Below are 25,289 nucleotides of genomic sequence, written 5' to 3' on the forward strand. Positions count from 1 at the left end.
GAGGAGTCTCGGTCTGACACCCGCCTTCCACTGGGGACGGAACACCGCCAGGAAAGTGGTTCCCCTCTCAGGGCGGTTATGCCGCCGAGGGGCGAACCATTTCCGGTTGGAACTCATTAAACACCGGCGGTAAATCGTTCAGGTTCCTAACCATTGACTCCCTCCCCTGTCCGGAACCCGCCACGGCCACGTCTCCTCACGGATTGTCACACCCTTGTGCCACAGTGGAGTCATCGATCGGTTCCTGGAGTTGGTCATGGCATATCTGCTGCTCATCGGCACACGCAAGGGCCTCTTCACGGCCCGGAGCGAGGATCGTCGGCGCTGGGAGGTGGAGGGCCCCCACCGGATCGACGCCGCGGACTACGCCAGCATGAGCGCGGTGTACGCGGTCGGCGTCGACCCGCACACCGGCCGCCTCCTGGCGGGGGCGGAGAGCTCGCACTTCGGCCCCAGCGTCTGGTACAGCGACGACCTCGGCCGCACCTGGCACGAGCCCGCGTCCGCGCCCATCGCCTTCCCGGAGGACACCGACGCGTCCTTCGTCCGCGCCTGGCAGTTCGCCTTCGGCGACGACCCCGGCACCGTGTACGCGGGGGTCGAGCCGCACGCGCTCTTCCGTTCCACCGACGGCGGCCTGAGCTTCGAGCTGGTGCGGGCGCTGTGGGACCACCCGCACCGGGCCGAGTGGTTCCCGGGCGCGGGCGGCGCGGCCATCCACACGGTCCTGCCCGGCGTGCTCGGCGCGGGCGACCGCTCACCCGACGCGATCACGGTGGCCATGTCCACCGGAGGTGTCTACCAGACACGCGACGGGGGCGCGAGCTGGAACCCGGCCAACCGGGGCATCTCGGCGGTCTTCCTGCCCGAGGAGGAGCCCGAGTTCGGCCAGTGCGTGCACAAGGTGGCCGTCGCCCCGGACGGGTCGATGTACGCCCAGAACCACCACGGCGTGTACCGCAGCGCCGACCCCGCCGGCGAGGGGTGGACAGCGGTGGAGGAGGGGCTGCCCACCGACTTCGGGTTCGCCGTGGTCGCCCACCCGCACCGTCCGCTCAGCGCGTTCAACTTCCCGGTGGTCAGCCAGGAGGTGCACCTGACACCGGGCGACCGGCTGTCGGTGTACCGGACCGACGACGGGGGCGGGAGCTGGCGCCCGGCGGTCCGGGGGCTGCCGCAGGACCCCTACTTCGGAATCGTGCTGCGCGACGGCGCCTGCACCGACGGCGCCGACGTGCCGGGCTTCTACTTCGGCACCCGCTCCGGCGACGTCTACGCCTCCACCGACGACGGGGACAGCTGGGAACAGGTGGCGGCGCACCTGCCCGACGTCCTGTGCGTCCGCGCGGCGGAGGTCTGACATGCGTGTGACGGTGCACCTGCCGGGGCTGCTCCGGGCCGACGCCGACGGCGCCGCCCACGTCCCGGTCGAGGTCGCGGACGGCACCCCGCTGGGCGGGGTCCTGGACGCGCTCACCGCCCTGCACCCGGGCCTGGACCGGCGCATCCGCGACGAGCGCGGGGAGCTGCGCCGGTACGTCAACGTGTTCGTGGACGGCGACGAGTGCCGCGGCGCGGGAGGGCTGGCGGCGCCGGTCCCCGACGGCGCGAACGTGCGGGTGCTCCCGTCCGTGGCGGGCGGCTGACCCCGGCACCGGACGCCGTCCGGCCCCCGCCCCGGGCGGGGCGGGGGCCGGGCCGGCCGTCCACAGGTGCGCGGTCGCCCCTACCGGTGGGCGTCCGCCTGCGGTTCGCTTGATACAGGGGGCCCAGAGGGTCCGCCCGCACCGTGCTGCCCCGGTACCGGCCCCGGCACGGGCACGGGACCGGAGCGGCGCATCGGCATCGGCCGCAGGTACGTCAGGCTCCGCCACAGCCACTCCAGGGGGCCGAGCCGCAGCCAGCCGCTCCACACCCGCGCGAAGGCCGCCGCCGCGACGAAGAACGCCAACGCCACGCCGTACTGCGCCAGCAGCGGGATCTCGCCCTCCAGCGGCCCCATCACCGCCAGGAACACCGCCGTGCTGGCCAGGTACACCGTGAGGGTCATCCGGCCGAGCGGGGCGAGGGCACCCAGCACGCGGGCCGCCGTCCGGCCCCGGCGTACGAGCCACCACACCAGGCCCAGGTAGAACAGCGCGCCGCCCCCGCCCATCAGCGTGGACGCGAGGGACACCAGCAGCGACGACCCCGGCCGGACGACCGGCATGCCGTCGTCCCCGAGCACCGGGACGCCGTCGGCGCCCATCTCCATCGGGAAGAACACGTCGGCGGCGAACATGGCGCCGTACCCGAGCACCTCGAGGGCCAGCCCGGTCCACAGCATGACCACCGGCAGGCGCGACGGGAGGCCCTCGGCTCCCGGCGCGAGTTCGGGGCGCCGGGCCAGCCACGCGCCCACGCAGAAGAACCCCAGGGTCTGCGGCACCTGGACGACCAGCGTCGTCCAGCTGTGCGAGGGCAGCAGGGAGTGGAGGAGGAGTTCGGCGAACGGCGCCGCCGCGAACAGCACGAGGGCCGCCGCGAGGGGGCGCACGCGGGAGCCGCCGGTCAGCAGCGGCATGAGGGGGACCAGCAGGAGCGCCGCCAGGGCGTAGTGGGTGAGGATGTCGCCGTCGAACACCAGCAGGTGCGGCACCCCGAACAGCAGGCCCAGCACGGCGTAGCGGCGCGCCATCACGGCCGCCGGACGCCCGCCGCGCCGGACCGCGGAGCGCCAGGCCAGCACCGCCCCGACCCCGATCAGGACCATCAGCACCGCCCGCGCCTTGCCGCTCAGCAGCAGGCTCAGCCCGGTGTCCACGAGGGAGGTCAGGGTCGAGCGGTCGCGCTCCCCCGCCATCTCCGCCGAGAACACGACGAAGGGCGCGTTCATCAGCACCACGCCGATCATCGCGAGCGCGCGGGCGACGTCCAGGAAGGCCACGCGCCGGGGCGCCTCCTGCGTCGACGCGTCCCCCGCCCGACCGTCCGGCCCCTTCCGCTCCCCGAGCCCCGGACGCGGTGCGGCGGCCGACGCGGGCGCGGCCCCCTCCGCGTACCCGGACGCGGAGGCCCGCTCCGGCTGCGGCGCGTCCCCCGGACACCGGCCCCGCTGCGGATACGGCCCCGGCCCCGCGGCGGCGCCCGGCTGTACGTCGGTCACGTCTGCTCCCCTCGTGTGCGGACCTCCAGACTCGCTCCGGGCCCCTCCCCCGCACATCGACCGAACAGCCGAACGGCGTCCCCGGCCCCCTCCTCCTTTCGGCCGAGGGCTCCGGCCGTTACCTCCGACGTCATCGACAGCGCGCACCGTCCGGCGGGACCCTTGGGGCGTGCCGGACGACCGGCAGCGACACCGACGAAGGAGATCCCATGACCGCCCACCTCTCCGGCACCCGCACCCCCGGAACCTCCGGCCCGGCCGACGGGGCAGCCGCCCGGCCCGGACACCGCGTCGCCCTCGCCGTGCGGCTGGACGCGGTGACCTGCGCGGGCGCCGGCCTGCTCCTGACGGCCGGGGCCGCCCTCCTGGCCGCGCCGCTCGGCCTGCCCGTCCCCCTCCTGCTCGGTTCGGGCCTGTTCCTGCTGGTCTTCGCCGCCCTTCTGTGGTTCGGAGCCGCAACCGCCCCGATCGTTCCGTCCCGTGTACGCGCGGTCATCGCCGTGAACGCCGCTTGGGTGGCCGGAAGCGCCGCCGTCATCGCCCTGGCCGGTCCCACGGCCCTCGGGGTAGCATTCGTGCTGGCCCAGGCGGCGGCGGTGGCGGGCATCACCGTCGCCGAAGCGGTCCTCCTGCGCCGTGACTCGAAGGGTGACGCGTGACCACCGACACGGCCGTACCGGGGCCCCAGCCGATCGGCGCCCTGCTCCGCGGGTGGCGGCAGCGGCGCCGGATCAGCCAGCTGGACCTGTCCATCGAGGCCGACGTCTCCACCCGGCACCTGAGCTTCGTGGAGACCGGTCGCTCCCGGCCCAGCCGGGACATGGTGCTCCTCCTGAGCGAGGCCCTGGAGATCCCGCTGCGCGAACGCAACCGGCTCCTGCTGGCGGCCGGGTTCGCGCCCGTCTTCCCCGAGGCCGCCCCCGACGGCCCCGGGCTGGAGCCCCTGCGCGGCGCCCTGAGGGCGGTCCTTGCCGGGCACGACCCCTACCCGGCGGTCGTCGTGGACTCCCGCTGGAACCTCCTGGAGGCCAACGCCGCCGTCGGCCTCCTCCTGGAGGGGGTGTCGGCCGACCTGCTGGAGCCCCCCGTGAACGTGCTCCGGGTGAGCCTCCACCCCGGGGGCATGGCGCCGCGTATCGCCAACCTGGGCGAGTGGCGGGCCCACCTGCTGGACCGGCTGGAACGCCAGTCCGCGTGGAACGACCGCCCCGATCTGGCCGAGCTCCACGAGGAACTGCGCGGCTACCCCGGGGGAGGCACGCCGCCGGGCGGGCGCGTGCCGGGCCCGTACGACCTCGCGGTGCCGCTGCGCCTGTGGCACGGCGGCGGCGAGCTGGCCTTCCTCAGCACGGTCGCGACCTTCGGCACCGCCGTGGACGTGACACTGTCCGAACTGACCATCGAGGCGTTCCTCCCGGCCGACCCCGCCACGGCCGCCGCGCTGCGGGCGAACACCGTCCTTTCAGCCGAGGGCTTCCGGGGCGGCGGCGTCTAGCCTGGGCTCATGGCGTCGAACAGGTTCCCCTCCCCGCTCCACGGCCGCCTGCCGGGACTGGAGGACGCGGCCGTCCGGCTCGTGCCGTGGGCCGTGGCGGGGGTGCTGGCCCTGGTCTGGGGATACGACCTGATCGGGCCGGCCCGGCGGCAGACCATCGAGAACTGGGCGGGGCCGCCGCAGTCGTCCATGGACTACCTCCCGGTGGTCGCGGGTGCGCTCATGTGCGCGGCGGCGCTGGTCGCCCTGCGCCCCCGCGCGGGCCGGGCGCTGACCACCCTCTGCGGGGTGGTCGCCGCAGCGGTGATGGCCCTCGCCTCGGCCCTGCTGTACCCGCTGCCCAAGGGCCTGTTCGGGTACGCCTTCGCGCCCTCGGAGGTGCTGGCCCTCCTGGTCCTGCTGTCGCTGGCGGCGCTGCGCTGCCGCCCCTGGCAGATCGGCGTGGTCGCGCTGTGCGCGTTCGCGGCGGGCCTCACCGATTACCTGCGCGAGCCCAGCGGCTACGACGTCGTCTCGCCGGCGCTGATGATGGTGGTGCCGGGGCTGGCCCCCGGCCTGTACCTGCGGTGGCGGAGCTTCCAGCGGGAGACCCACGCGGAACGGGCACGCGCACAGGAGCGCCTGGCCATCGCCCGCGACCTGCACGACGTGGTCGCGCACGAGGTGACCGGCATCGTCGTGCAGGCGCAGGCGCTGCGGTACATCGCCGAACGCGACCCCGGGGCGGTGCGGGACGGGCTGCCCGAGATCGAGGCCGCGGGGGCGCGCGCCCTGGAGTCCATGCGGGGTATGGTGACCCGCCTGCGCGAACCGGACGACGTCCCCCTCTCCCCCGACCTCTCCGGCGGGCTCGCCCGCCTGGAGGCCGCCGCCTCCGACGGCCTCCCCCGCGTGTCGGTACGGTGCGAGGGGGACGTGGACGGCCTTCCTCCGACCGTCGGCACGGCGGTCCTGCGGATCGTCCAGGAGTCCGTCACCAACGCGCTGCGGTACGCCCGCGGGGCGGCCCTGGTGGACACGGTGGTCCGCGCCGGGCCGGACGGGGTGGCGGTGGAGGTGCTCGACGACGGCCGCGAGGCGGGGAGCGGCGTCGGCGGCGGGTTCGGCCTGGTGGGGATGGCCGAACGCGCCCGGATCCTCGGCGGGGAGCTGTCCGCGGGGCCGCGCGGCGGAGGGCACGGATGGGAAGTACGGGCGTGGCTGCCTCTGGAGGGGGACTCATGACGATCCGTGTGCTGCTCGCGGACGACCAGAGCATGGTGCGGACGGGGTTCCGGTACATGCTGGACGCCGAGGACGACATCACGGTGGTGGGCGAGGCCGGGGACGGCCTGGAGGCGGTCCGGACGGCGCGGGAGCTGCGCCCGGACGTGACGCTCATGGACATCCGGATGCCGGGCGTGGACGGTCTGGAGGCGACCCGGCGACTGGCGGGTCCGGGGGTGGAGGACCCTCTCCGGGTGGTCGTGGTGACCACGTTCGACCTGGACGAGTACGTGCACGCGGCGCTGGGCGGAGGGGCGGTCGGGTTCCTGCTGAAGGACGCGGGCCCGGCCCTGCTGATCGAGGCGGTGCGCGCCGCCGCCCGGGGCGACGCCCTGGTCTCCCCGCAGATCACGGTGCGCCTGCTGCGCCACTTCTCCGCGACGGCCCCCCGCTCCTCCCCCGACGACGGCGGGCTGACCCCGCGGGAGCTGGACATCGTGCGCTCGGTGGCGCGGGGGCTGACCAACACCGAGGTCGCCGCGGAGCTGTTCGTCACGGTGAGCACCGTGAAGACGCACCTGGCGAGCGTCCAGGGCAAGCTCGGGGCGCGGAACCGGGTGGAGGTCGCCGCCTGGGCGTACCGCAGCGGGCACGTCACCTGACGGGCGTGCCGGGACCGCTTGCGCCGTCCCGGGACCCGGCTCAGCGGGGCGGGACCGCCGGGGCCGGGCGTCGCGGTACACGGCGGGCCCGGACCGCGGGCGGCGCGGCGGCAACCGGACCACCGCCCGCCCTCCGCCGGGCGGGGCCCACCGGCCCCGGGCAGCGCGTGGCGGGCGGCGCGTGGCGGGCGGCCACGCGCCCTCCGCGTCCCGGCGGCGACGCACGGTCACGCCCCATCCGTGACCCCATCGGTGCTTTGACCCAATTCTGACCCGGGCCCCGGTGTCGCCTTCGCCCCGGTGCGGCGGGCCCCGATGATGATCGGGGAAGCACCCGACCGCACCGACTGCGAGGTTTGCCCATGGCCACGATGCGAGCCGCCCGGCTCAACGTGAGGACCCGGACCCTGGAGGTCAAGGACGTTCCGCGGCCCGTCCCCGGCCGAGGGCAGGTCCTGGTCCGGGTGAGGGCGGCGGGCGTGTGCCTGTCCGACGTCCACCTGGTCGAGGGCATCCTCCGGCCGCAGTACCTGGAGGGCGACGAGGTCACCCTGGGGCACGAGGTGTCCGGCGAGGTCGAGGAACTGGGCCCCGACGTCCTGACCGCCGGGGTCGGCGACCGGGTGGCGCTCCAGGCAGGCCAGCGCGACCGCGCCGGGAAGACCCTCACGCGGGGGGTCGACTACGACGGCGGCTGGGCCGAGTACGCGCTCGCCGACGAGGAGACCCTCGTGCCGATCCCCGACTCCCTCCCGTTCGACCAGGCGGCGATCATCCCCGACGCGGTGTCCACGCCGTGGGCGGCGGTCACCGCCACGGCCGGCGTCGGCCCGGCGGAGGCGGTCGGCGTGTGGGGCGCGGGCGGGCTGGGCGCGCACGCCGTGAAACTGCTGCGGCTGGTGGGCGCCGCCCCGGTCATCGCCGCCGACCCCGACCCCCGGGCCCGGGAACGCGCCCTGGCATTCGGGGCCGACGCCGCCCTGGACTCGGCCGCACCCGACTTCACGGCGAAGGTCCGCGAACTGACCGGCGGGCGGGGCCTCGACGCCGCCTTCGACTTCGCGGGCGTCCCGGTCGTGCGCGAACAGGCGCTCCGGCTGCTCGGCGAGCACGGCCGCCTGGTTTTGGTCGGCCTGACCGACAAGCCGCTGGAGATCAGGGACGGCACCCGGTTCAGCTACCTCAGGCAGCAGGTCCTCGGCCACTACGGCTCCGAGCCGGAACACGTCGTCGAGCTGGTGGAGCTGGTGGGGGCGGGCCGCCTGGACTTCGCCGGATCGATCAGCGGAACCTTCGGCCTGGAGGAGGCGCCGGAGGCGGTGGAGCGCCTGGAGAAGCGGATCGGCTCCCCGGTCCGCCTCGTCCTGGAGCCCTAGGCGTACCGAGGTCGGGCCCGCGCGGCCGGTCCGGCGCCCGGCGACCGGCGGGCTCGCAGGTCAGGTCCGGCGCCCGGCGGTCCCGCCGGGCGCCGGGGCGGGCAGCCCCGGGTACGGCGGGGCGGCGGGCAGCCCGCGGCCCGTGCCGGTGCGCCGCTCCGCTCCCGGTCCTGTGGCGGTGCACCGCTCCAGTCCGGCACCGGCACCTGTACCGGGGCAGCACGGTGCGGGCGGACCCTCTGGGCCCCCTGTATCAAGCGAACCGCAGGAGGACGCCCACCGGTAGGGGCGACCGCGCACCTGTGGACGGCCGATCCCCGGACGCCGACCGGCAGGGCACCCGCGTCCGCCGTGCGGCCGCCCGGCCTGCCAGTTCCCGGCCTACCAGTTCCCGGGCGCGTAGTCCTTGAGGAAGCACCCGTGCAGGTCCTCGCCCAGCTCGCCCCGGACGATGGGGTCGTACACGCGCGCGGCCCCGTCCTCCAGGTCGAGCGGCGCGTGGAACCCCGCCTCGGCCATCCGCTCCTTGTCCGGGTGCGGCCGCTCGTCGGTGATCCAGCCGGTGTCCACGCTGGTCATGAGGATGCCGTCGGACGCCAGCATCTCCTCGGCGCTGGTCCGGGTGAGCATGTTGAGCGCGGCCTTGGCCATGTTCGTGTGGGGGTGGCCCGGGCCCTTGTAGCCGCGGCCGAACACCCCCTCCATCGCGGACACGTTGACGATGTAGGAGCGCCGGGCGGAGGTCGCCGCCAGGGCCGGCCGCAACCGGTCCACCAGCATGAACGGCGCGCTCACGTTGCACAGCTGCACTTCGAGCATCTCCACGGGGTCGATCGCGCCGACCCGCCGCGTCCAGCTGTTCTCCGCCGCGAGGTCCGGGACCAGGCCGCCCGCGTCGATCGCCGTACCGGCGCGCACCCGCTCCAGCGAGGCCGACCCCGTGGTCAGCGCGAGCGACGTGAGCATCTGCGGCGTGAGCGCGTGCGGCGCCACCGCGGCTCCCCCGTCGTCCGCTCCCTCCGCCGCCTCCAGCGCACGCGGCCGGACGCCGCCCAGCACCAGCGGCTCAGGCAGGCCCGCGCCCGTGAGCGGCTGCGCCTCCGCCTCGATCAGCGGCCCGTACGAGCCCGGCGAGCGCCGCACCGTCTGGGCGGCGTTGTTGATGAGGACGTCCAGCGGCCCCTGCTCCGCGACCGAGTCGGCCAGGCGCACCACCTGGGCGGGGTCGCGCAGGTCGATGCCCACCACCCGGAGCCGGTGCAGCCACTCGCCGCTGTCCGGCATGGCCGCGAAGCGGCGCACCGCGTCGTTGGGGAACCGCGTCGTGATGGTGGTGTGCGCGCCGTCCCTCAGCAGCCGGAGGGCGATGTACATGCCGATCTTCGCGCGCCCGCCGGTGAGCAGCGCGCGCCGTCCGGACAGGTCGGTGCGGGCCGCACGCCGCTCCTTGTTGAACGCGGCGCACGTCGGGCACAGCTGGTGGTAGAAGGCGTCGACCTCACGGTACTTCTGCTTGCAGATGTAGCAGGGCCGGGCCTTGCGCAGCACCCCCGCGAGGGCGCCCCCGGCGCCGCTGGTGAGGGCGCGGCCGTTGGTCTCGTCGTCGATCCGGTCCGGCGCGGCGGTGGCGGTGGCCGCGAACACGGCCTCGTCGTGGGCCTTCTGGGCGGTCTGCCGCTCCTTGCGGCGGCGCTCCTTGACGGCCTTGAACAGCTTGGCGGTGGCCCGTTGCAGGAGGGCCGAGTCCGGGTGGTCGCTGGGCAGCTCGCCGGCGCGGGCGAGGACGTCCAGGCACACGGCCATCCGCTCGGGGGAGATCCCCGGCTCCGTCCCCGAGGCGTCCGCGCCCCCGGGCACCCGCGCCGCCCCGTCGGCGGAGCCGTTTCCGGGCCCGTCCGCCCGTCCGACGCCGTTCGCCGGTCCCGTCCTCGTCTCCGTCATCGTCTCCGTCACCGCTCCGCTGCCGTCCTGGGGCCCGCGCTCGCGGACCCGGTGGCGCCCGACTCGGGGCCATCAGGAACCTTATGCGCACTCGCACACCACGCGGGGCACAATCCAGTCGAGGGGACAGGTGACCATGGAGTGGACACAGACGACGCATGGGACATATGAGGCCCATGGGTAAGGGGAGATCCGTGATCCAGCCGAGAGCCGCCTCGGACGCGGCTCGCACCGATCGCGAGCTCGTGGTGCTGCTCGACGAGGAGTACCAGCGGGTAGGGGTGGCCGACAAGGCCACCGTGCACACCGGGGACACCCCGCTGCACCTGGCGTTCTCGTGCTACGTCCTGGACGCGGACGACAGGGTGCTGCTCACGCGGCGGGCCCTCGGCAAGACCACCTGGCCCGGTGTGTGGACCAACAGCTGCTGCGGCCATCCCGCGCCGGAGGAGGGGTTCGAGGAGGCCGTGCGCCGCCGCGCGGGGCAGGAGCTGGGGCTGGCCGTGGGCGGGGTGCGGTCCGCGCTGCCGGACTTCCGCTACCGGGCCGTGTCCGCCGAGGGGATCGTCGAGAACGAGTTCTGCCCGGTGTTCTGGGCCCGGGCCGAGGGGGAGCCCTCCCCCAACCCGGAGGAGGTCGCCGAGTACGCGTGGGTGGAGTGGGCGGACCTGGTGGCGGTCGCCGGGCGCACGCCGTGGCTGCTGAGCCCGTGGGCCGTGGAGCAGATCCCCCGGCTCGACGCCCTCTGAGCGCCCGGCCGCCCCGGCCGGGCGCCGGGGTGGCCGGAACGCCGGAGCGGTCGGACGGCGCACCCGGGTCCCGTGAGAACCCGGTCCCCGGCCGGAGGTGCTGAAGGCGGCGCTCCCTGGGTAGGACCGGGATGGGTGCCCCCTCTTCCCCTGGAGCTGAGACCCATGGCCGCAAGCCCTGACGGGCGGTTGCTCCGTCCCGCCGCCCTCGTCGTCGACGTCCTCGACACCCTCTTCCCCCTCGGCCCCCTGGAATGGCGCTTCCGGGAGGCCGGGATCCCCCGGGTGCTCATGACCCGCTGGTCGGACCACCTGCTGCGCGACTCGTTCGCCCTGGCCCTGACGGACGGCGGGCCGGGGTCCGGGGACGGCCGCTCCTTCGAGGACGTCGTCCGGGGCGCCCTCCGGGACATCACCGGCCACCAGATCGCGCCGGCGGCGGAGGACGCGATCATCGAGGGGCTGGCCTGGCTGGACCCCCGCCCCGAGGCCTCCGCGGCCCTCGCCGCCGCACGCGGCGCCGGTCTCGGGGTGGCCACCCTGGGCAACGGCGACGCCGGGCTGCACCGCGCCCTGCTGGAGCGGGCGGACCTGCTGGACCTGGTGGACCACGTCGTCGCCGCGCGTCCGACGAGCGACTGGAAGCCCGCACCCGGCGCCTACCTGGCCGCCGCGCGGGCCCTGGGCCTCCCCCCGGAGCGGGTGGGCCTGGTCAGCGGCCACGGCTGGGACGTGGCCGGCGCCCGCCGGACGGGGCTGGTGACGGGCTGGTCCGGACACCTGGAGGGTCGTTTCCCCTCGCTGTTCGCCCCGCCGGACGCCTCCGGCCGCGACCTGGCCGAGACGGTCGACCGGCTCCTCGCCCTGCCCGCGGCTCCCGTGGCCTGACCCGCTCCGCCCCACCGCCGTGCCCCGTCCCCGGGGACGGTTCCGGCGCACGGACCCGCCACGGGCACGGGGGCACCGGGGACGGGAGCCGCGGAGCCGGAACGGCCCGGCGCTCCACGGTCCTGCGGTCCACGGCCCGGCGGCCGGACGATCAGGGGGTCAGCCCTCCCAGGACCGGTCGTACTCGGGGTGGGTCCGGTAGACCGCGGCGAGGTACTTGACCGCCAGCCGCCAGGCCAGCAGCTCGGACCAGGGGTCGCCGCCGCCGGTGTCCGCCTGGGGGCCGGGGGTGAGGCTGCGCATGCTCGCGTGGTGCGCGTCGGCGTACCCGCGGACGATGTTGCGCTTGGCCGCGACCTCCGCCAGGGCCCGGTCCCGGCCGCGCGCTCCCACGGGCACGGCCTTCGACGCGCGTTCGTCCTCGTCCAGACGCGCGTTCAGGAACTCGACGATGGTCAACGGACAACTCCCCTTCTGTCCCCCTTGCCCGGCACAGGGGTCAGTATCTGCCATAAATCCGGTCCGGGCCACTTCGTCCGGATGCTCACGAGCACGCCTCCGGAGCCGGGCCGGGGGCCGCGGCCCGGCTCCGGAGACGCCCCTCCCGGGTCCCTCCGGCACGGCCGTCCGACGGGGCGTGTCCGGGGGCGGGGCTCCCCGTGCACGGGACCGCGAGCCCTGTCAGGCCGTCAGGCACAGCCCTCGAACTGGGGGACGCTGTCCAGCGTCTCCAGACCCGTTCCGTCGAACCACCTGCTCAGCATGTCGTCGGCCACCCCGTCCTGGTACATCTTGCTGATGGCCCTGTTCACGGCCTCGCACGCCGCCACGTCCCCGTATCGCAGGCCCACACCGTACTTCTCGTCGGTGAAGGGATTGCCGACGAGCCGGAACTCACCGGGGCTCTGGGTCTGGAACCCGGCGAGGATCAGGTTGTCCGTGGACACCGCGTCCACATCGCCCTCCCGCAGCAGGTCGATGCAGTCCGTGTAGGTCGGCTCCTCCGTCGGGACCACGTCGATGCCGAGGCCCTCGGTGATGCGGGTGGTGGAGTTGGACCCCTCGCCCTGGCAGACGTCGAGCCCCTCCAGGTCGCGGACGCCGCCGATCTCCGCGGCGTCGGAGCGCACGAGCACGTCCTGCTTGGCCACGTAGTAGGGGCCGGCGAACGTGACCTCGGTCTTGCGGACCGGGGTGATGGAGTAGGTCGCCACCACCATGTCCACGCGGCGGCCCGACACCAGCAGCGGGTCCTCGACGTCCAGCACGTCCTCCCGCTGGTCGGACGTGACGCCCACGAACTCCACGCTCCCCTCGGGGATCCCCAGCTCCCCGGCGATGTACAGCGCCACGTCGACGTCGAAGCCCTCGAAGCCGCCCTCCCCGTCCTCCAGCCCGAGGCCGGGCTGGTCCGCCTTGACCCCCACGGTCAGGGAGGTGGCGTCCACCAGCGACTCCTCCTCGCCCAGCACCGCCGAGCAGGCGGACATCCCCGACACCGCCGCGGCGGCCAGGGCGGCCGCGGCGACGGTGCGGCGGTGTCGAAACATCATCGGCCTGTTCCTCGTCTCTAGGGGGTCAGCGGTACTCGGCCAGCCGGGGGCGCACCCCGAGCACGACGAGTGCGAGCAGGGCGAGCGCTCCGACGGGCAGCAGCCACGACCACGGGGCCAGGGCGGAGTCGCCGCGGGCGATGCCCGCCGTGAACGCCTCCTTGTGCTGTCCGGTCAGCTCGTCGAGAGCCTGCTCGTAGGCGCGGAAGGCGCCGTCCTCCGCGTGGGCGATCTCCATCCGGACGGCGACGGCGGAGTCGAGGTCGCCCGCCTCGACCGCCGCGCGCAGTTCACGGTCCCTGTCCTGGAGGGCGTTGTAGGACACCAGCACGTCGGCGAGCGCGCCCTCCTGCCCCGGCAGCAGCGAGTCGCCGGCGTTCTCCCCCAGGTAGCCGAGCGCGACGGGGGCGTCCCCGTCGGCCCTGCCGCCCTCGGACTGCTCCGACGACGCGGCGGCCACCTCGTCGATCGCCGCGTAGTAGTCCTCCAGGTTGTCGGCCGGGCGGAACAGCACCTGCTGCGCCCGCTCCAGGTACACCTGCTGGTAGTTGTCGGCGTGGGTCGGATCGACCAGGTAACGGCTCTGGTCGGCCTGCATGTCGGTGGAGATCGCCCCTGCACGGGACAGCGCCATCGCCGCGTCCAGGCCCTCCTCCTTCGCGTCGCGCTGGTGTTCGCCGCTGGTGACGAGCGCGAGGACCACGCCGGCGGTGAGCAGGAGCGTCCCGGCGGTCGCGGCGAGCACGGGGACGTTGACCCGGCGGCGGAAGCGCACCCGCAGGTAGAGCTGGAGGCCGACCAGCGAGACGAGCGTCACCACGCCGGCGGAGCCCACCCACACCAGGCCGAGCGCGACGGCCGACTGGCCCTCCTCGTGGTGGGCGCGGATGATCGCCGACGAGTCCAGGCTCACGTTGAACGCCTTGGGCAGGAGCTCCGTGTGCATCAGACGGGTGGCCTGTCGGTACGACACCAGCGCCGTCGCGTCCACCTCGCCCGGAGGGGCCTGGGCCTCGTCGTTGCGGAGCCGGGCGTCGGTGGCCAGCTGCTCGTACTCGCCCATGCCGTCGAGGACGGCCTGGAGGTCCAGTTCCTGGACGCTGCGCTCCTCGGCCCTGCCTTCCCCGGCGCCGTCTTCACCGGTGGCGGCCTCCCCGGCACCGCCCTCCTCGGCGTTGTCCTCGATGAGGGAGGCGGCCTGGAGCAGCGCCTCGTTGGCCCTGCTCCGGCTCTCCTCGTAGCGCTCCACCGCCTCGTCGCGGCCCGAGCCCAGGCCGTGGTCGGTGCCCATGAGCAGGATGTCGGCCAGCTGGGCGTCCATGTCGGCGAGGGCGAGGTACAGGTCGGTGGTCGTCATGGCCTGCGGTCCGGCCCCGTGGCCGACCACGTCCAGGCCCTCGCGCGCCTGGTTGAGGGTGAGGGTCGCCGAGCCGAACAGCCCCGCGACGGACACCAGGCACACCACCGTCAGCAGCCACACCCGGGCCGGGGTGGTGCGGAGCCAGCGGCGTGCGCCGGCCACGCGGTCACGCGCGTAACCGCCGGTCCGCGTGTCGGCGCCCCCGGGGAGGGCGGGCGGGCCGACCACCGCTCCGGCGTCCCGGGCGCCGCGCGCGGGGGACGCCCCGGAGGGGGCCGGCGGAGAGCCGGGGCGGTCACGGCCCAGCTCCTGGTCGGAGTCGGGGGGCATCAACGGGGTTCACCCCTTCTGGACGATGATGACGGTCCATGCTCCGACGTAGATCCGGTCACTGTCATACAGGGGCACCTCCACCTTGCGGGGGATCATGTTGGCGGTCCCGTTGATCATGGTCCCGTTCGTGGACCCGGGGTCGACGATCGACCAGGTCCCGTCGGGCTGGGCGACCAGGATCGCGTGGATGTGGGAGATCGCCGGGTCGCCCTTCGGCCCGCCCAGGTCGATCTCGGGCGTGAAGCCCCTGGACGCGCTGCGGCGGCCGATGTGGACCCGGTCGCCCTTCAGGCTCACCCGGCGCTGCTTGTTCACCGAGGGGAAGGCGATCTGGGCGGGGTCGAGCATGCCCCGGTCGACCATGTACTGGTAGTAGGCGGGATCGGCCACGACGATGACCCGCCAGCGCGGCGCGGCCGGGGCGCCGTCCTGTTCGGAGCCCCCGCGTGTGTGGCTGCCGGACTGCGAGGCGAAGTCGTAACCGCACTCCTCGCAGAAGCGCCCGGTGCGGGAGGTCGAGCACTCGGGGCAGGGGCCGCCCCTGGGCGCGACGGGCGGCCGCCGCGGCGCGGGGGCGCGCGGCGGCGCCGGACGGCCCGCGGGGGCCTCCGGCGGCGGGGGCCGGTACGGCTGGGGCGGCGGCGAGGGGGAGTGCGCCTGGAGGCGCAGCCCGCAGGTGTCGCAGAAGTCAGTCGCCGTCGAGTGGTGCCCGGAGGGGCAACTCGGCATGGGTCCCTCCTACCCGGGGCCGGGGGCGCCGTGGGTTCCGGTCCCGTCCCCGGGCCGGGTCCGCACGGTCCGGGTCGAGTTGGTGTCCAGGGTCATCTCGTCGACCTTGTCGACGCCGGGCTTGAGACGGACGGCGCCGGTGACCGGGTCGAGGACCTCGACCACCTTTCCGAGGAGTCTCGCGGTCTCCGTGTCACCCGTCTCCTCCGCGAGGGCGACGGCACGGCCCAACCGCGTGGTGGCGGTGTTCTCGTCCCCGTCGCGACGGGCCGCGAGCCCGTCCTGAATGGCCTGGGCCAGTTCGACCTGGCCGGTGTAGTGCGCCACCCGCGGGTTGATCCGGGTGGCCGTGGCCTCGTCCGCCGTCCACTCCGCGAGGATGTTGCCGGAGGCGAGGACCTGGTCCTCCGCGCCCCCGGTCCCGGGGAGGACCACACGCACCCACCCGGCGCGCAGCTGCCGTCCGGGGTCGCCCGCGGGCACCTCCACGCACACGTGGTAGTCGCGGTTCTCCGTGCCCCACGACCCCGTGGGGTAGTCGCCCGCCTGGGGCGCGCGCGCCACCGCCCGGTGGGTGAGCTCCTGCACCGTGGGCGACACCTGCTTGACGTAGCGCACCACGGAGTTCTGCGGGGTCCACAGCCGCAGGACGACGTCCGCGACGGCCTTGCCCATGGACGCCTGGGCCATGGCGCGGAAGTCGGCGGCCAGGTCGGCGGGGTCGGCGACGAGGCCGGGGCCGCCGCCGAGCAGCGCGGAGTCGATACGGCGCAGGTCGTCGACCCTCCAGTCGGTGCCCACGCCCCGGCAGTCGCACACGAACCGGCCGGTGACCTGCCGCAGGACCCGCTCGAACTCCTCGGCGACCTCGTTGTTCCGACCGTCGGTGAGCAGGATGGCGTGCTTGATGCCGTCGTCCACGGTGGCGAACAGCTCCGCGGCGAGGGACAGCCAGGCGCCCATCCGGGTGCCGCCGTCGGCGCGCAGCCCGCCGATGGCGTCCAGGGCCTCGGCCCTGGTGACGGCGTCCACCTCGACGAACCGCCGCTCACCCTCGGGGAAGGCCATGCGTGCCTTGCTGCCGCCGCTGATCAGGGCGAACCTGACCCCCTCGCGCAGCGTCTCCACGGCCGCGCGGGCGGCGCGCTTGGCCTCGTGGAGCTTCTCCCCGTACATCGAACCGGAGGTGTCGACGATGATCACCTCGGAGGCGCGCACCGAGGACCCCACCAGGACGGGGCTGCGGGAGGTGACGCTGACGACGGCGTGCACCTCGCGCCCGCCGATGGGCAGGAACCTGTTCTGGTCGACGTCGATCCGGAACTCCGGTTCGGCGGACCGGTCAGTCCTGTTCGGCACGGGGACCCCCTTGCTCGGTGGGTACGGGGATGAGGACCGCGGTGATGTTGTCCTTGCCGCCGGCCCTCAGAGCGAGGCTGATGTAGGTACGGGCGGCCTCATGGGGCCTGGCCCCCGCTCCCGGCACCGCGTCGGTCAGCGACTGCGCCTCGGGGTAGTAGTTCCACAGGCCGTCGCTGCACAGGAGGACGGTGCCGGGCCCGGTCGGGGTGACGGTGGTGATGTGCGCGTCGATCTCGCCGGAGTCGGCGCCCATCCACGCGATGAGGGCGTGCGCGTTGGCCGACCTCATGGCCTCCTCGCGGGAGAGCGCCCCCATCTGCACCATGGCCTCGCTCCAGGAGTCGTCCCGGGTGAGCAGCGCCGACGCGCTGGACCTGGGCCCTCCGGAGAGCCAGTAGGCGCGGCTGTCCCCGACCCAGCCGACGGTGACCGTCCCGGCGGCGGGGTCCACGACCGCGGACACGAACGTGCACGCGGGCGCGGAGTCGAGCGACTCGGCGATCCCCGCGACGGCCTCGGCCGCCCTGGTCATCGCCGCGGCGGTGGCCTCGCGGGGGTCGGCGCCCCGGCGGATCTGCTCCGCGAGGACCGTCGCCCCCGTCTCCGCGGTGACCCGGGAGGCCTCGTCGGACCGGGGCGAGCTGGACACGCCGTCGCAGACCACGGCGCAGACCGTGCCCGGCGCGCGGGGGTCGTCCGCGGCGACGACGCGGATGGCCATGGCGTCCTCGTTGCGCCGGTGGCGGAGCCCGCGGTCGCTGACGCCCGCGGCCGCGTCCGTGCGCACCTCGACGTGGTCGCGCCCGGTGGGCTGGAGGAACCCGCACTTCTCGCAGTAGCCGTCGCCGACCCGGCCCGGGCACCACGCGCACATCTCGGGGTTGGTGGACTGGACGGGGCTGCTGCCCACGGCGGGCGGCGGCCAGTCGGGCGCCGGGGCGGGCGGCGCGGCCGGGGCCGGCGCCCCGGCAGGGGCGGGCGGCGCGGCGGTCAGGGGTCTCAGGGAGTCCCGGCGTATCGGCTGGGTGGTGAACGAGTCGGCCCCGTGCCGTCCCGGGTCCGCCTCGGGTCCGCCGCCCCTCGGACGGCCTCCCCCGGCGGGGGGCGCGTCGGCGGCGGGCGCGGCCGGGGGCGCGGTCCCGGCCCCGGGCGCGGGGGCGCGGGTGGCGCGGGTGGCGCCGTTGAGGCTCACCTGCGGAGCCGTCGGCCCACCGTCGGCCGGGACGAGTCCGGGGCGGGGGCCGCCCCCCGCGCCACCGCCGCCGACCGGCCCCCGTGTGGCGCCGGACATGCTCTGCTGGGGGGCCGTGGGCACGTTGTCGGGGCGCTCCGCGGGGGCGCCCCCCTCCCGCTCCGGGAGGGGGCGGCCGCACCCCTCGCAGAAGACGTCTCCCGCCGCCGCCCTGTCCGAGCAGGCAGGGCAGGTCCGCACCGTTGTCATAGCCGTTCCCTCGATCCTCACAGCAGCGTCACGGGACGCAGGGAGTTGGCCTTGTCGATCAGCTCGTACCGCCCCGAGGCGGCGGTGGACCGCTGGGCGAGCGCACGGTAGCGCCGCTCCAGGTTGGTCCGCACCCCCTTCTCGGTGAACGGGCCGTCGAGCAGCCTTCCGCCGCCGGGTGCGGCGCCCCCTCCGTCGAGCCACACCAGGGCGGACTCCAGGACGCGCGCGGCCAGCCGGTCGGCTGATTCGCTGTCCAGGCCGATGCGCTCCAGGCGCCGTCCGGCCTCGACGAAGTCGGCGGCGCCCGTCCCGGGGTGCCGGGCGGAGAGCACGGCGATCAGCGCGGTCTGGGCGTGGACGTGGAGGCTGGACATCTCCGGGACCCTGTCCAGGACGGCGACGGCGGCGTCCCGGTCGCCCTGGGCGAGGCGGACGCGGGCCAGGCCGAACGCGGCGCTGACGAAGGAGTGGTCGGTGTTCCAGACCGTCCGGTACTGGTGGGCCGCGGTGTCGAGCTCACCGGTCCGCTCGCAGGCGAGCGCCAGCCCGAGCTTGGGCGCGGCCTCCCCCGGGAGGTGGTCGTACAGCTCGTCGAAGTGGTCGCGGGCATCGCGGAACCGGGCGGTGCTCAGTTCGGCGACCGCCAGGTACCACATGGTGCGCCAGTCCCCGGGGACGGCCTCGCTGAACTTCTGGAGGGCGTCCACCGCCTCGCCCTGCCGGCCGAGCGTGATGAGCGCGCGGGCCAGCATCAGCAGGGTCTCGGGGGTGGGCGCGGGCATCGCGCGCAGTGCGGGGACAAGCTCCTCCGGGGGAAGGGCCCGGAACCCCCGCAGGTGCTGGGACGCCGGGTCGCCCCGGTCGACGAGGGGCGTGGGCAGCAGGGCGGCCGCGTCGGTGGGGGCGGGCGGCGCGAGCATGCGGTCGGCGTCGTGCGCGCCGACGCCGCTGCGGGTGCTGAAGTTCTCGCCGCCGAACAGGGTGGAGGGCGCCGGGTGCGGGGTCCCCTCCAGCTCGGACAGGACCTCGCGCAGGACGCCGGTGAGCTGGTCGGCCATGTCGCCCGCGTCGTGGAAGCGGAGTTCGAGCTCGCTGTGGACGGAGCGGCGCAGGAGCCGGTCGTACGACTCGAAGCGCTGGAGCAGCGGCACGGTCTCGCGCGGGGGGATGCTGTGCGGGTACTCGCGCATGAAGCTGAAGCGGAAGCTGAGCACGGCCAGCGCGCGGCCCACCGAGTACAGGTCGGCGCTGACGGTGGGGCCGGGGCCGCGCAGCTCGTCCTCGGTCACGCGGTAGCCGGGGGTCGTGTACACGGGGCTGACGGTGTCGTCCATGCGCCGAACGCCGCCGAGGTCGATGAGCTTGATCTGCTCCTCGCTCTGGATGACGTTGTCGGGCTTGAAGTCGCAGTACAGCAGGCCCCTGGAGTGCAGGTAGCCGAGGGCCCGCAGGGCCTCCAGGCCGTAGGCGATGACCTGGTCGACGGGGAGCACGGCGTCGGGGTCGTCCTCGCGGCGCTCTATGAGCAGTTCGCGCAGGGACTTGCCCCCGACGTACTCCATGACGATGTGCCCGCCGGGGATCCCGGTACGCGGGTCGGGGTGCTGCGAGAAGTTGATGATCTTGACGATGTTGGGGTGCTCGACCTCGGACAGGAACGCCCGTTCCGCGGCGGCCGCCTTGTGCGCCTCGGCGTCACCGGAGTTGAGCAGGCCCTTGAGGACGACCCACCGGTCGTTGACGTTGCGGTCGCGGGCCAGGTAGATCCAGCCGAGGCCGCCGTGGGCGAGGCAGCCGAGCACCTCGTACTGGCCGCCGACCCTGTCCCCGGGGGAGAGCTTGGGGGTGAACGAGAACTGGGTGCCGCACTTGCGGCAGAAGCCCTCGGTGCGGCCCGGCTGCTCGCCCCTGCTGCGGCCGACCTTCTCGCCGCAGTTGCCGCAGAAGCGGTTCTTCTCCGAGACGACCGGGTTCCGCATGACGGCCTCGGAGGGGTCCCGGTAGGGCACCGGGGGCACCATGACCATGCCCATGCCGAGCATGCCCCGGGAGGAGCCCCGGCGGCCGGAGCGCCCGGTGCCCGGGCCGTCGGACCCCGGGCCGACCGTGCCGGAGATGCTGCCGGGACCGGACCGCCCGGAGAGCTTGACGTTGCCGGAGAGCGTGCGGGAGTTGGCGGGGCCGCCGCCGGAGGAGGGGGTCGAGGAGGACCACGGGTCGGGGGCCTCGCCAGGCGGGGTCCCCACGGGCGACGGCCGGGGGCCGGAGCCCTGCCGCCGGCCCTTCCCCGGCCCCTGGTCCCCGGCGCCGGACGCGGCCCTCGGCCCGGTCCCGCCGGGGGGCGCGAAGGACCGCTGCGGACCGGAGCCCGGCGGGGGCGGACCGCCGAACGCGGGACCGGGCCCGGTCCCGGCGCGGGGCGCGCCGAACGCCCCGGGGGCGTCCGACGGCCGCGGAGCGCCTCCCGGGGAGGGTGCGCCGGATGCCGGAGGCGCGGTCGTCCCGGTGGGTCGCTCCTCCACCGGGGCCAGGCCGCACACACCACAGAAGCCGTCCTCGATCCGGCCGTGGCAGCCGGGGGCCGTGCACTTGGTCATCTGCTCACACCACCATCGCTCTCGCCGTCTGACGCGCCCGTGCCCGGTGTGGTTCTGTCCCCGGGCGTTTCGGTTCCGCCGAGTTCGTGGAGCGCCCGGAGGTAGGACGACAGGAAGACCGTGGCGGCGCGCAGGTCGCAGGGGGCCGTCCACAGTTCCGCGTGGGCCCGGGCGTGGAGTTCGGCCAGGCGCTCGTCCTCGGCGAGCCCCAGCCGCGCCGCGCGGGCGCGGAAGGCGTCCAGGCGCCCGCGCAGCTCGGCACGGCGCTCCATGAGCCCGGCGAGGTCCTCCTCGCGGTCGCGCGCGTCGTCGGCGGCCTCGTGGACGGCGCGCTGGAGTTCTCCCAGCCGCGTGCCGAGTTCGCGCCAGCGCCCCCGGGCGCGCAGGGAGTCCATCTCGCCGATGCCCGCCCGCAGTCCCGGCACCGGGTCCGGGACCTCGACCGCGGCGGGCGAGGAGACCTTGGCGACGACCCGGGCGCGGAGCCCGCGGGCGCGTGCGACGGCCTCCTCGACGCCGTCGATGGCGGAGCCGAGCCGCTCGACGCTCTCGGTGTAGGAGTCGCGCATGCGCAGGGCGTCGCGGAGTTCGCCGCGCACGCGCTCCAGGGCCTGGCGCAGGTGGTCGAGGGCGGAGGTGTCGACGCGCCCGTCCCCGACCAGTGAGAGGGGGTCGGTGCGGACCGTGGCGCCCACGGCGGCGAGGTCGGCCCGGAGGGCCTCGTACTCGTCCTCGTCGAGTTCGACCATGTCGGAGAGGGTGCCGATCTCCTGCCACATCGCGTCGAGTTCGCCGAGCCTCGGGTGGAGCACGTCCCAGGCGGTCCCGACCTCCGAGATGACCCCGGTGGCCTCCTCGTAGGCGGCGGACATGCGGGCGACGGCGTCGGCGAGGGTCACCGTCTCCTCGTCGGCGTGGAGCAGTCCCCGCTCCCCGAGGGGCGTGTGCCGTGCGGGGAGCACCACCGAGGGCCCGTTGAGCAGGGCGGTCAGCGCGGCCTGCGCCCCGGGTCCCCCGCCGTCCGCGCGCAACCGGGCGGCCTCGTCCACCACGAGGCGGAAGGCGTCGTAGACCGTCCACAGGGTGTGGACATGCGCGTCGGCGTGCTCCCAGCGCTCCCGGGTCCGGCCCTCGAGGGCCGCGCCCTTGAGGAGCTGGTGTCCGACGTGGGCGTCCAGGTCCGCGAGGTTGAGGGTGATCCGGTCGGCCTCCCCGCGCACGCGGTTGAGCTCGTGGTCGATGCCCTCCCAGCTCATGGGCGGTATACCGGCCCCCGACGCACTCGCCACCTTCCGTACCACTCCCGTCAGTGCGCCCCGGCCCGCGTGTGCCCGAGCGGGAACGGTCGATGTTCCTTTACCTGACACGAGTCTGGCGGGGAGGTCCGCGAACCACAAGAGAGTGCCCGCTTTACGGCCATGAACGGCCACTTCCTCACCCTTTGTGAACCAGACCACCGTGACGTGACAGACACCCTCCCATGCCGGTGCCACCGCTGTCGCCGCCCGCGGCGCCACAGCCGCCGGGGCGGGCCGCCCCGGCGCCCGCGTGCCCCGGCGGCCACGGCCCGGCGGACGGGGCGTGCGGTGGGGACCGCCGCCGGGCGGCGCGGGCGGAAGCGGGCGCGGGGACACGGCCGGTCCGGCCTTCTCGGGGCCGGGCCCGGGGCCTCAGCGGCGCTCGGCCCGCGCCCCCGGGAGGCGGGGCGCCGTGCCCAGGACGTCCAGCACGAACCGCGCCCGCTCCGCGACCGGGACACGCGGCAGCTCCACCAGCTCGTAGCCGTGCGCGGGGTAGGCCTCGGCCATCGCCCGATGGGTGCGCTCGGCCTCCTCCGGGGACTGGTGGCGCTCGGCGTCGCCGGTGAAGATCTCCGGCCACGGCGGGGCGACGAACACCCGGCGGTGGTAGCGGAACCGCCGGGCCGCCCGGTCGACGTGCGCGGGCACCGGGAGCCCGCGCAGCAGGAAGTAGCCGACCAGGTCGGGGACGCCCCGGTCGCAGAAGACCGGGCCCTCCCACGCGGAGGCCTCGCGGTGCGAGCGCATCTCCCAGGACAGCATCAGCTCGGCGAACAGATCGTCGTCGCGCCAGGCCAGGCCGGGACCGTCGATCTCCCGCTGGTCGCGGATGATCGCCCGTCCGGCCTCTACCGTGCGCGCGTGGCCGAGCGCGGCCAGGTGCTCGATCAGCGCGGTCTTCCCGGAGCCGGGGCCTCCGGTGACGACGACGAGGTGGTCCATGGTTCTCCCTGGGTTGTCGGGCGGCCCCGGAAGGGCCGGATGCGGCTCGTGCCCCTCCGTCTCCGGCGCCTCCGGAGGAGCGGTCTCCGGCCCTCCGGGAGGCCCGGGGGCCGGACCACCGTGCGCGTGCGGCGGACCGCGGCGCGAACGGTGTGCGGGGCAGGACGGGGACGGCGTGCGGGACGGGTCCCCGGCGGCGCCGTGCCCGTGGGGACGCGGGGCCGCCGGTCGCGGTCCGGGACGGCGGGGAACCCGGAGGAGGCCGTGGGGCGGGGCCCGGGTCCTCCCGGCCGGCGCCGGGACGCGGTCCGTGGGTGCTTTCGGCCGGCCCGGCGCGTGCGCCGACCGCCGCGGGCGGTCGCCGGGCCCTCTCCCGCCGGGCGAGCGGCGGGGGCCGGCCCGGGTTCGGCCGTCCGGGCGCCCTCGGCGCAGCGGGGGCGCCCGGCGGACGCTGGCCCGGGACGACCCGCGGAACACGGCCTAGCGGGCCGGGAGCTCCGCCTCGACCAGGTCGGCCGCGTACGCGGTGCCGCTCTCCTGGAGCCGGGCGCTGATGCCGGCCAGCCTCCGGGCGACCTCCGGGTCGGAGGCCAGTTCCAGCAGGGCCGAGCGGAGCGTGGCCGCGTCGGCGTCCGCCGTGTCGATCCTCCGGGCGACGCCGAGTTCCACCAGCCGGTCGGCGTTGTCGAACTGGTCGGTGGCCTGCGGGACCGCGATCATCGGCACCCCGCAGTACAGGCCCTCGTTGGAGCCCCCCATACCCGCGTGGGTGACGAACGCGTCGGCCCGGCGCAGGATGTCCAGCTGCGGCACCCAGGGGTGCGTCTCCACGTTGGCCGGGATCTCCCCCAGCTCCGCGGGGTCGACGAACTTGCCGATCTGGAGGACGACGTGCCAGCCCGGCAGGTCGCCGAAGGCCTTCAGGCACTCGCGGTAGAACCCGGGCAGGTTGGTGAACGCCGACCCCAGGGACACCAGCAGCACCTTCTCCGCGCCCGCCGGGCGCGTCCACCCGCCCTGGTCCGTCCGCGCGCCCAGGCAGGGGCCGACGAAGGTGACCGTGTCGGCGACGGTGTCCGCGTACGGCTGCATCTCGCGCGGGATCAGCGCCAGCGCGCGGTCCGGGCGCCCGGCGAACGAGGCGTGGTCCAGCCCGGTGACGCCGTTCTCCGCCAGCCAGGAGTCGAACCTGGCGAAGTGCTCGGCCGCCCCGGGCAGGGCGCGCAGCATCTCCATGACGGTGGCCCCGTGGTCGGCCCACGCCACGTAGGTGGGTGAGAGCTGCACGCTGGGGATGCCCCAGTTCTCACCGAGCACGCGGGCGGGGTACCCGGCGATGTCGTACAGGAAGAGGTCGGGGCGGTCGTCCTCGTAAGCGGCCCGGACGACGGGGAGCTGGGCCATCCCGTCCTCCAGGAAGACGTCCATCGCCCGGATCGGGTCCTCCGGCCAGTCGGCGTCGGCGACGGGCAGGGTCGTGGCGCAGGGGACGAGTTCGGCGCCGGCGCCGGTGATCAGGTCGGCCATCAGGGGGTCGTTGGCGTAGGTGACGCGGTGGCCGCGGGCCACCAGCTCCCGGATGATCTCCAGGCTGGGCAGGACGTGGCTGACGGCGGGAACGCCGACCATGGCGATGTGGGCGCGACGGGTCATCGCAGTGTCTCCGTATGCAGATGTCGGGTAGGGCTGTGGGGCCCCGGGACCGGGGCGGTGCGCGGCGGCGTCGCTCGACGCGGGCCTCTAGCCGTACATCTGAAGCATGTGCATGGCGTGATGCTATCCGTGGCGCTCTCCCGGCGACAAGCCGTTTTCCCGGGGTCCTCCGGCCGTAGGATCGGGTCCCCGGCCCCGCTCCCGCACCCCTTGGAGGTCCCGTGCCCGCCTCGGTCCCCGGCCCCGCGCCGGTCGCACTCGTCATCTCCCTCCGGGTGCTCCCCGGCCGCCGGGAGGACTTCCTCGCCGGGATCTCCCGCAACGCGTCTGCGGCGGTGCGCGAGGAGCCCGGCTGCCTGCGCTTCGACGTGGTGCAGGACGGCGCCGACCCGGACGTCTTCCGGGTGTACGAGGTGTTCGCCGACCGGGAGGCCCTGCTCGCGCATCGCGGGACCGCGCACTTCCTGGCCTGGCAGAGGACGAAGGCCGAGGTGGTCGTCCCCGGAAGCCAGGTCGACCACCTCGGGTCGCTCGCGGTCAGCGAGGGCTGAGG

22 protein-coding genes are annotated in these 25,289 nt (G+C 75.2%); 10 read left to right on the plus strand and 12 right to left on the minus strand.

Features of this window, described 5'->3' with window-relative positions; translation table 11 throughout:
* Positions 1-256 precede the first annotated feature (256 nt).
* Positions 257-1,360 carry a WD40/YVTN/BNR-like repeat-containing protein gene (locus tag OUQ99_RS29095; protein ID WP_267946952.1) on the plus strand — a complete coding sequence of 368 codons (1,104 nt, stop codon included), beginning with the start codon at positions 257-259 and terminating at the stop codon, positions 1,358-1,360.
* Between the two features lies 1 nt (position 1,361).
* On the plus strand, positions 1,362-1,646 hold the full coding sequence (locus OUQ99_RS29100) for a MoaD/ThiS family protein (RefSeq protein WP_267946953.1): 285 nt from the start codon (positions 1,362-1,364) through the stop codon (positions 1,644-1,646).
* Positions 1,647-1,726: 80 nt separating this feature from the next.
* On the opposite strand, the gene OUQ99_RS29105 is transcribed toward OUQ99_RS29100, so the two are convergent.
* Entirely contained in the window at positions 1,727-3,145 is a 1,419-nt protein-coding gene (locus OUQ99_RS29105) for a DUF418 domain-containing protein (RefSeq protein WP_431061468.1), read from the minus strand.
* A 209-nt stretch (positions 3,146-3,354) separates the two neighbouring features.
* Here OUQ99_RS29105 and OUQ99_RS29110 point away from each other — a divergent pair, with 209 nt between their 5' ends.
* The 5 genes from OUQ99_RS29110 to OUQ99_RS29130 all read left to right on the plus strand — a co-directional run bounded on the left by OUQ99_RS29110 (position 3,355) and on the right by OUQ99_RS29130 (position 7,884).
* On the plus strand, positions 3,355-3,804 hold the full coding sequence (locus tag OUQ99_RS29110) for a hypothetical protein (protein WP_267946954.1): 450 nt from the start codon (positions 3,355-3,357) through the stop codon (positions 3,802-3,804).
* Entirely contained in the window at positions 3,801-4,640 is an 840-nt protein-coding gene (locus tag OUQ99_RS29115) for a helix-turn-helix domain-containing protein (protein ID WP_267946955.1), read from the plus strand. The genes OUQ99_RS29110 and OUQ99_RS29115 overlap by 4 nt, the downstream gene beginning before the upstream one ends.
* Positions 4,641-4,649: 9 nt before the next feature.
* Entirely contained in the window at positions 4,650-5,864 is a 1,215-nt protein-coding gene (locus OUQ99_RS29120) for a sensor histidine kinase (RefSeq protein WP_267946956.1), read from the plus strand.
* Complete coding sequence (locus tag OUQ99_RS29125; protein ID WP_267946957.1) at positions 5,861-6,508, plus strand: response regulator; 648 nt, start codon at positions 5,861-5,863, stop codon at positions 6,506-6,508. Before OUQ99_RS29120 ends, OUQ99_RS29125 begins: the two co-directional genes overlap by 4 nt.
* 362 nt (positions 6,509-6,870) lie before the next feature.
* Positions 6,871-7,884 carry a zinc-binding dehydrogenase gene (locus OUQ99_RS29130; protein WP_267946958.1) on the plus strand — a complete coding sequence of 338 codons (1,014 nt, stop codon included), beginning with the start codon at positions 6,871-6,873 and terminating at the stop codon, positions 7,882-7,884.
* A 381-nt stretch (positions 7,885-8,265) separates the two neighbouring features.
* Here OUQ99_RS29130 and OUQ99_RS29135 read toward each other — a convergent pair whose 3' ends face one another.
* Positions 8,266-9,687 (minus strand): SDR family oxidoreductase, encoded by a 1,422-nt coding sequence (locus OUQ99_RS29135; RefSeq protein WP_267950550.1) that lies wholly within the window; start codon positions 9,685-9,687, stop codon positions 8,266-8,268.
* A gap of 332 nt (positions 9,688-10,019) precedes the next feature.
* Between OUQ99_RS29135 and idi the strand changes: the two genes are divergently transcribed.
* Together idi and OUQ99_RS29145 are read left to right on the plus strand one after the other, a co-directional pair.
* Positions 10,020-10,574, plus strand: a complete 555-nt coding sequence (gene idi, locus OUQ99_RS29140; RefSeq protein ID WP_267946959.1) for an isopentenyl-diphosphate Delta-isomerase — start codon at positions 10,020-10,022, stop codon at positions 10,572-10,574.
* A gap of 165 nt (positions 10,575-10,739) precedes the next feature.
* Entirely contained in the window at positions 10,740-11,462 is a 723-nt protein-coding gene (locus OUQ99_RS29145; RefSeq protein WP_267946960.1) for an HAD family hydrolase, read from the plus strand.
* A 159-nt stretch (positions 11,463-11,621) separates the two neighbouring features.
* Here OUQ99_RS29145 and OUQ99_RS29150 read toward each other — a convergent pair whose 3' ends face one another.
* From OUQ99_RS29150 to OUQ99_RS29195, 10 genes are all read right to left on the minus strand, one after another.
* The gene (locus OUQ99_RS29150; RefSeq protein ID WP_267946961.1) at positions 11,622-11,921 is read right to left on the minus strand and encodes a DUF6221 family protein; all 300 of its coding nucleotides are present in this window, start codon (positions 11,919-11,921) and stop codon (positions 11,622-11,624) included.
* Between the two features lie 230 nt (positions 11,922-12,151).
* Entirely contained in the window at positions 12,152-13,015 is an 864-nt protein-coding gene (locus tag OUQ99_RS29155) for a transporter substrate-binding domain-containing protein (RefSeq protein WP_267946962.1), read from the minus strand.
* A gap of 25 nt (positions 13,016-13,040) precedes the next feature.
* Positions 13,041-14,705: a hypothetical protein gene (locus tag OUQ99_RS29160; protein WP_267946963.1), complete on the minus strand. Its 1,665-nt coding sequence runs from the start codon at positions 14,703-14,705 to the stop codon at positions 13,041-13,043.
* 9 nt (positions 14,706-14,714) lie between these two features.
* Positions 14,715-15,437: an FHA domain-containing protein gene (locus OUQ99_RS29165; protein WP_267946964.1), complete on the minus strand. Its 723-nt coding sequence runs from the start codon at positions 15,435-15,437 to the stop codon at positions 14,715-14,717.
* Positions 15,438-15,446: 9 nt separating this feature from the next.
* Positions 15,447-16,796: a vWA domain-containing protein gene (locus tag OUQ99_RS29170; protein ID WP_267946965.1), complete on the minus strand. Its 1,350-nt coding sequence runs from the start codon at positions 16,794-16,796 to the stop codon at positions 15,447-15,449.
* On the minus strand, positions 16,780-18,240 hold the full coding sequence (locus tag OUQ99_RS29175) for a PP2C family protein-serine/threonine phosphatase (RefSeq protein ID WP_267946966.1): 1,461 nt from the start codon (positions 18,238-18,240) through the stop codon (positions 16,780-16,782). The genes OUQ99_RS29170 and OUQ99_RS29175 overlap by 17 nt, the downstream gene beginning before the upstream one ends.
* A gap of 17 nt (positions 18,241-18,257) precedes the next feature.
* Positions 18,258-20,840, minus strand: coding sequence for a tetratricopeptide repeat protein (locus tag OUQ99_RS29180; RefSeq protein ID WP_431061469.1), 2,583 nt, complete (start codon positions 20,838-20,840; stop codon positions 18,258-18,260).
* Positions 20,837-22,096 carry a hypothetical protein gene (locus tag OUQ99_RS29185; RefSeq protein WP_267946968.1) on the minus strand — a complete coding sequence of 420 codons (1,260 nt, stop codon included), beginning with the start codon at positions 22,094-22,096 and terminating at the stop codon, positions 20,837-20,839. Before OUQ99_RS29185 ends, OUQ99_RS29180 begins: the two co-directional genes overlap by 4 nt.
* A gap of 414 nt (positions 22,097-22,510) precedes the next feature.
* Complete coding sequence (locus tag OUQ99_RS29190) at positions 22,511-23,083, minus strand: AAA family ATPase (RefSeq protein ID WP_267946969.1); 573 nt, start codon at positions 23,081-23,083, stop codon at positions 22,511-22,513.
* Between the two features lie 480 nt (positions 23,084-23,563).
* Positions 23,564-24,736: a macrolide family glycosyltransferase gene (locus tag OUQ99_RS29195; RefSeq protein ID WP_267946970.1), complete on the minus strand. Its 1,173-nt coding sequence runs from the start codon at positions 24,734-24,736 to the stop codon at positions 23,564-23,566.
* 221 nt (positions 24,737-24,957) lie between these two features.
* Here OUQ99_RS29195 and OUQ99_RS29200 point away from each other — a divergent pair, with 221 nt between their 5' ends.
* Positions 24,958-25,287, plus strand: coding sequence for a putative quinol monooxygenase (locus OUQ99_RS29200; RefSeq protein ID WP_267946971.1), 330 nt, complete (start codon positions 24,958-24,960; stop codon positions 25,285-25,287).
* Positions 25,288-25,289 lie beyond the last annotated feature (2 nt).

Origin of the sequence: Streptomonospora nanhaiensis (genome assembly GCF_026642255.1) — a bacterium.
Classification (GTDB): domain Bacteria; phylum Actinomycetota; class Actinomycetes; order Streptosporangiales; family Streptosporangiaceae; genus Nocardiopsis; species Nocardiopsis tropica.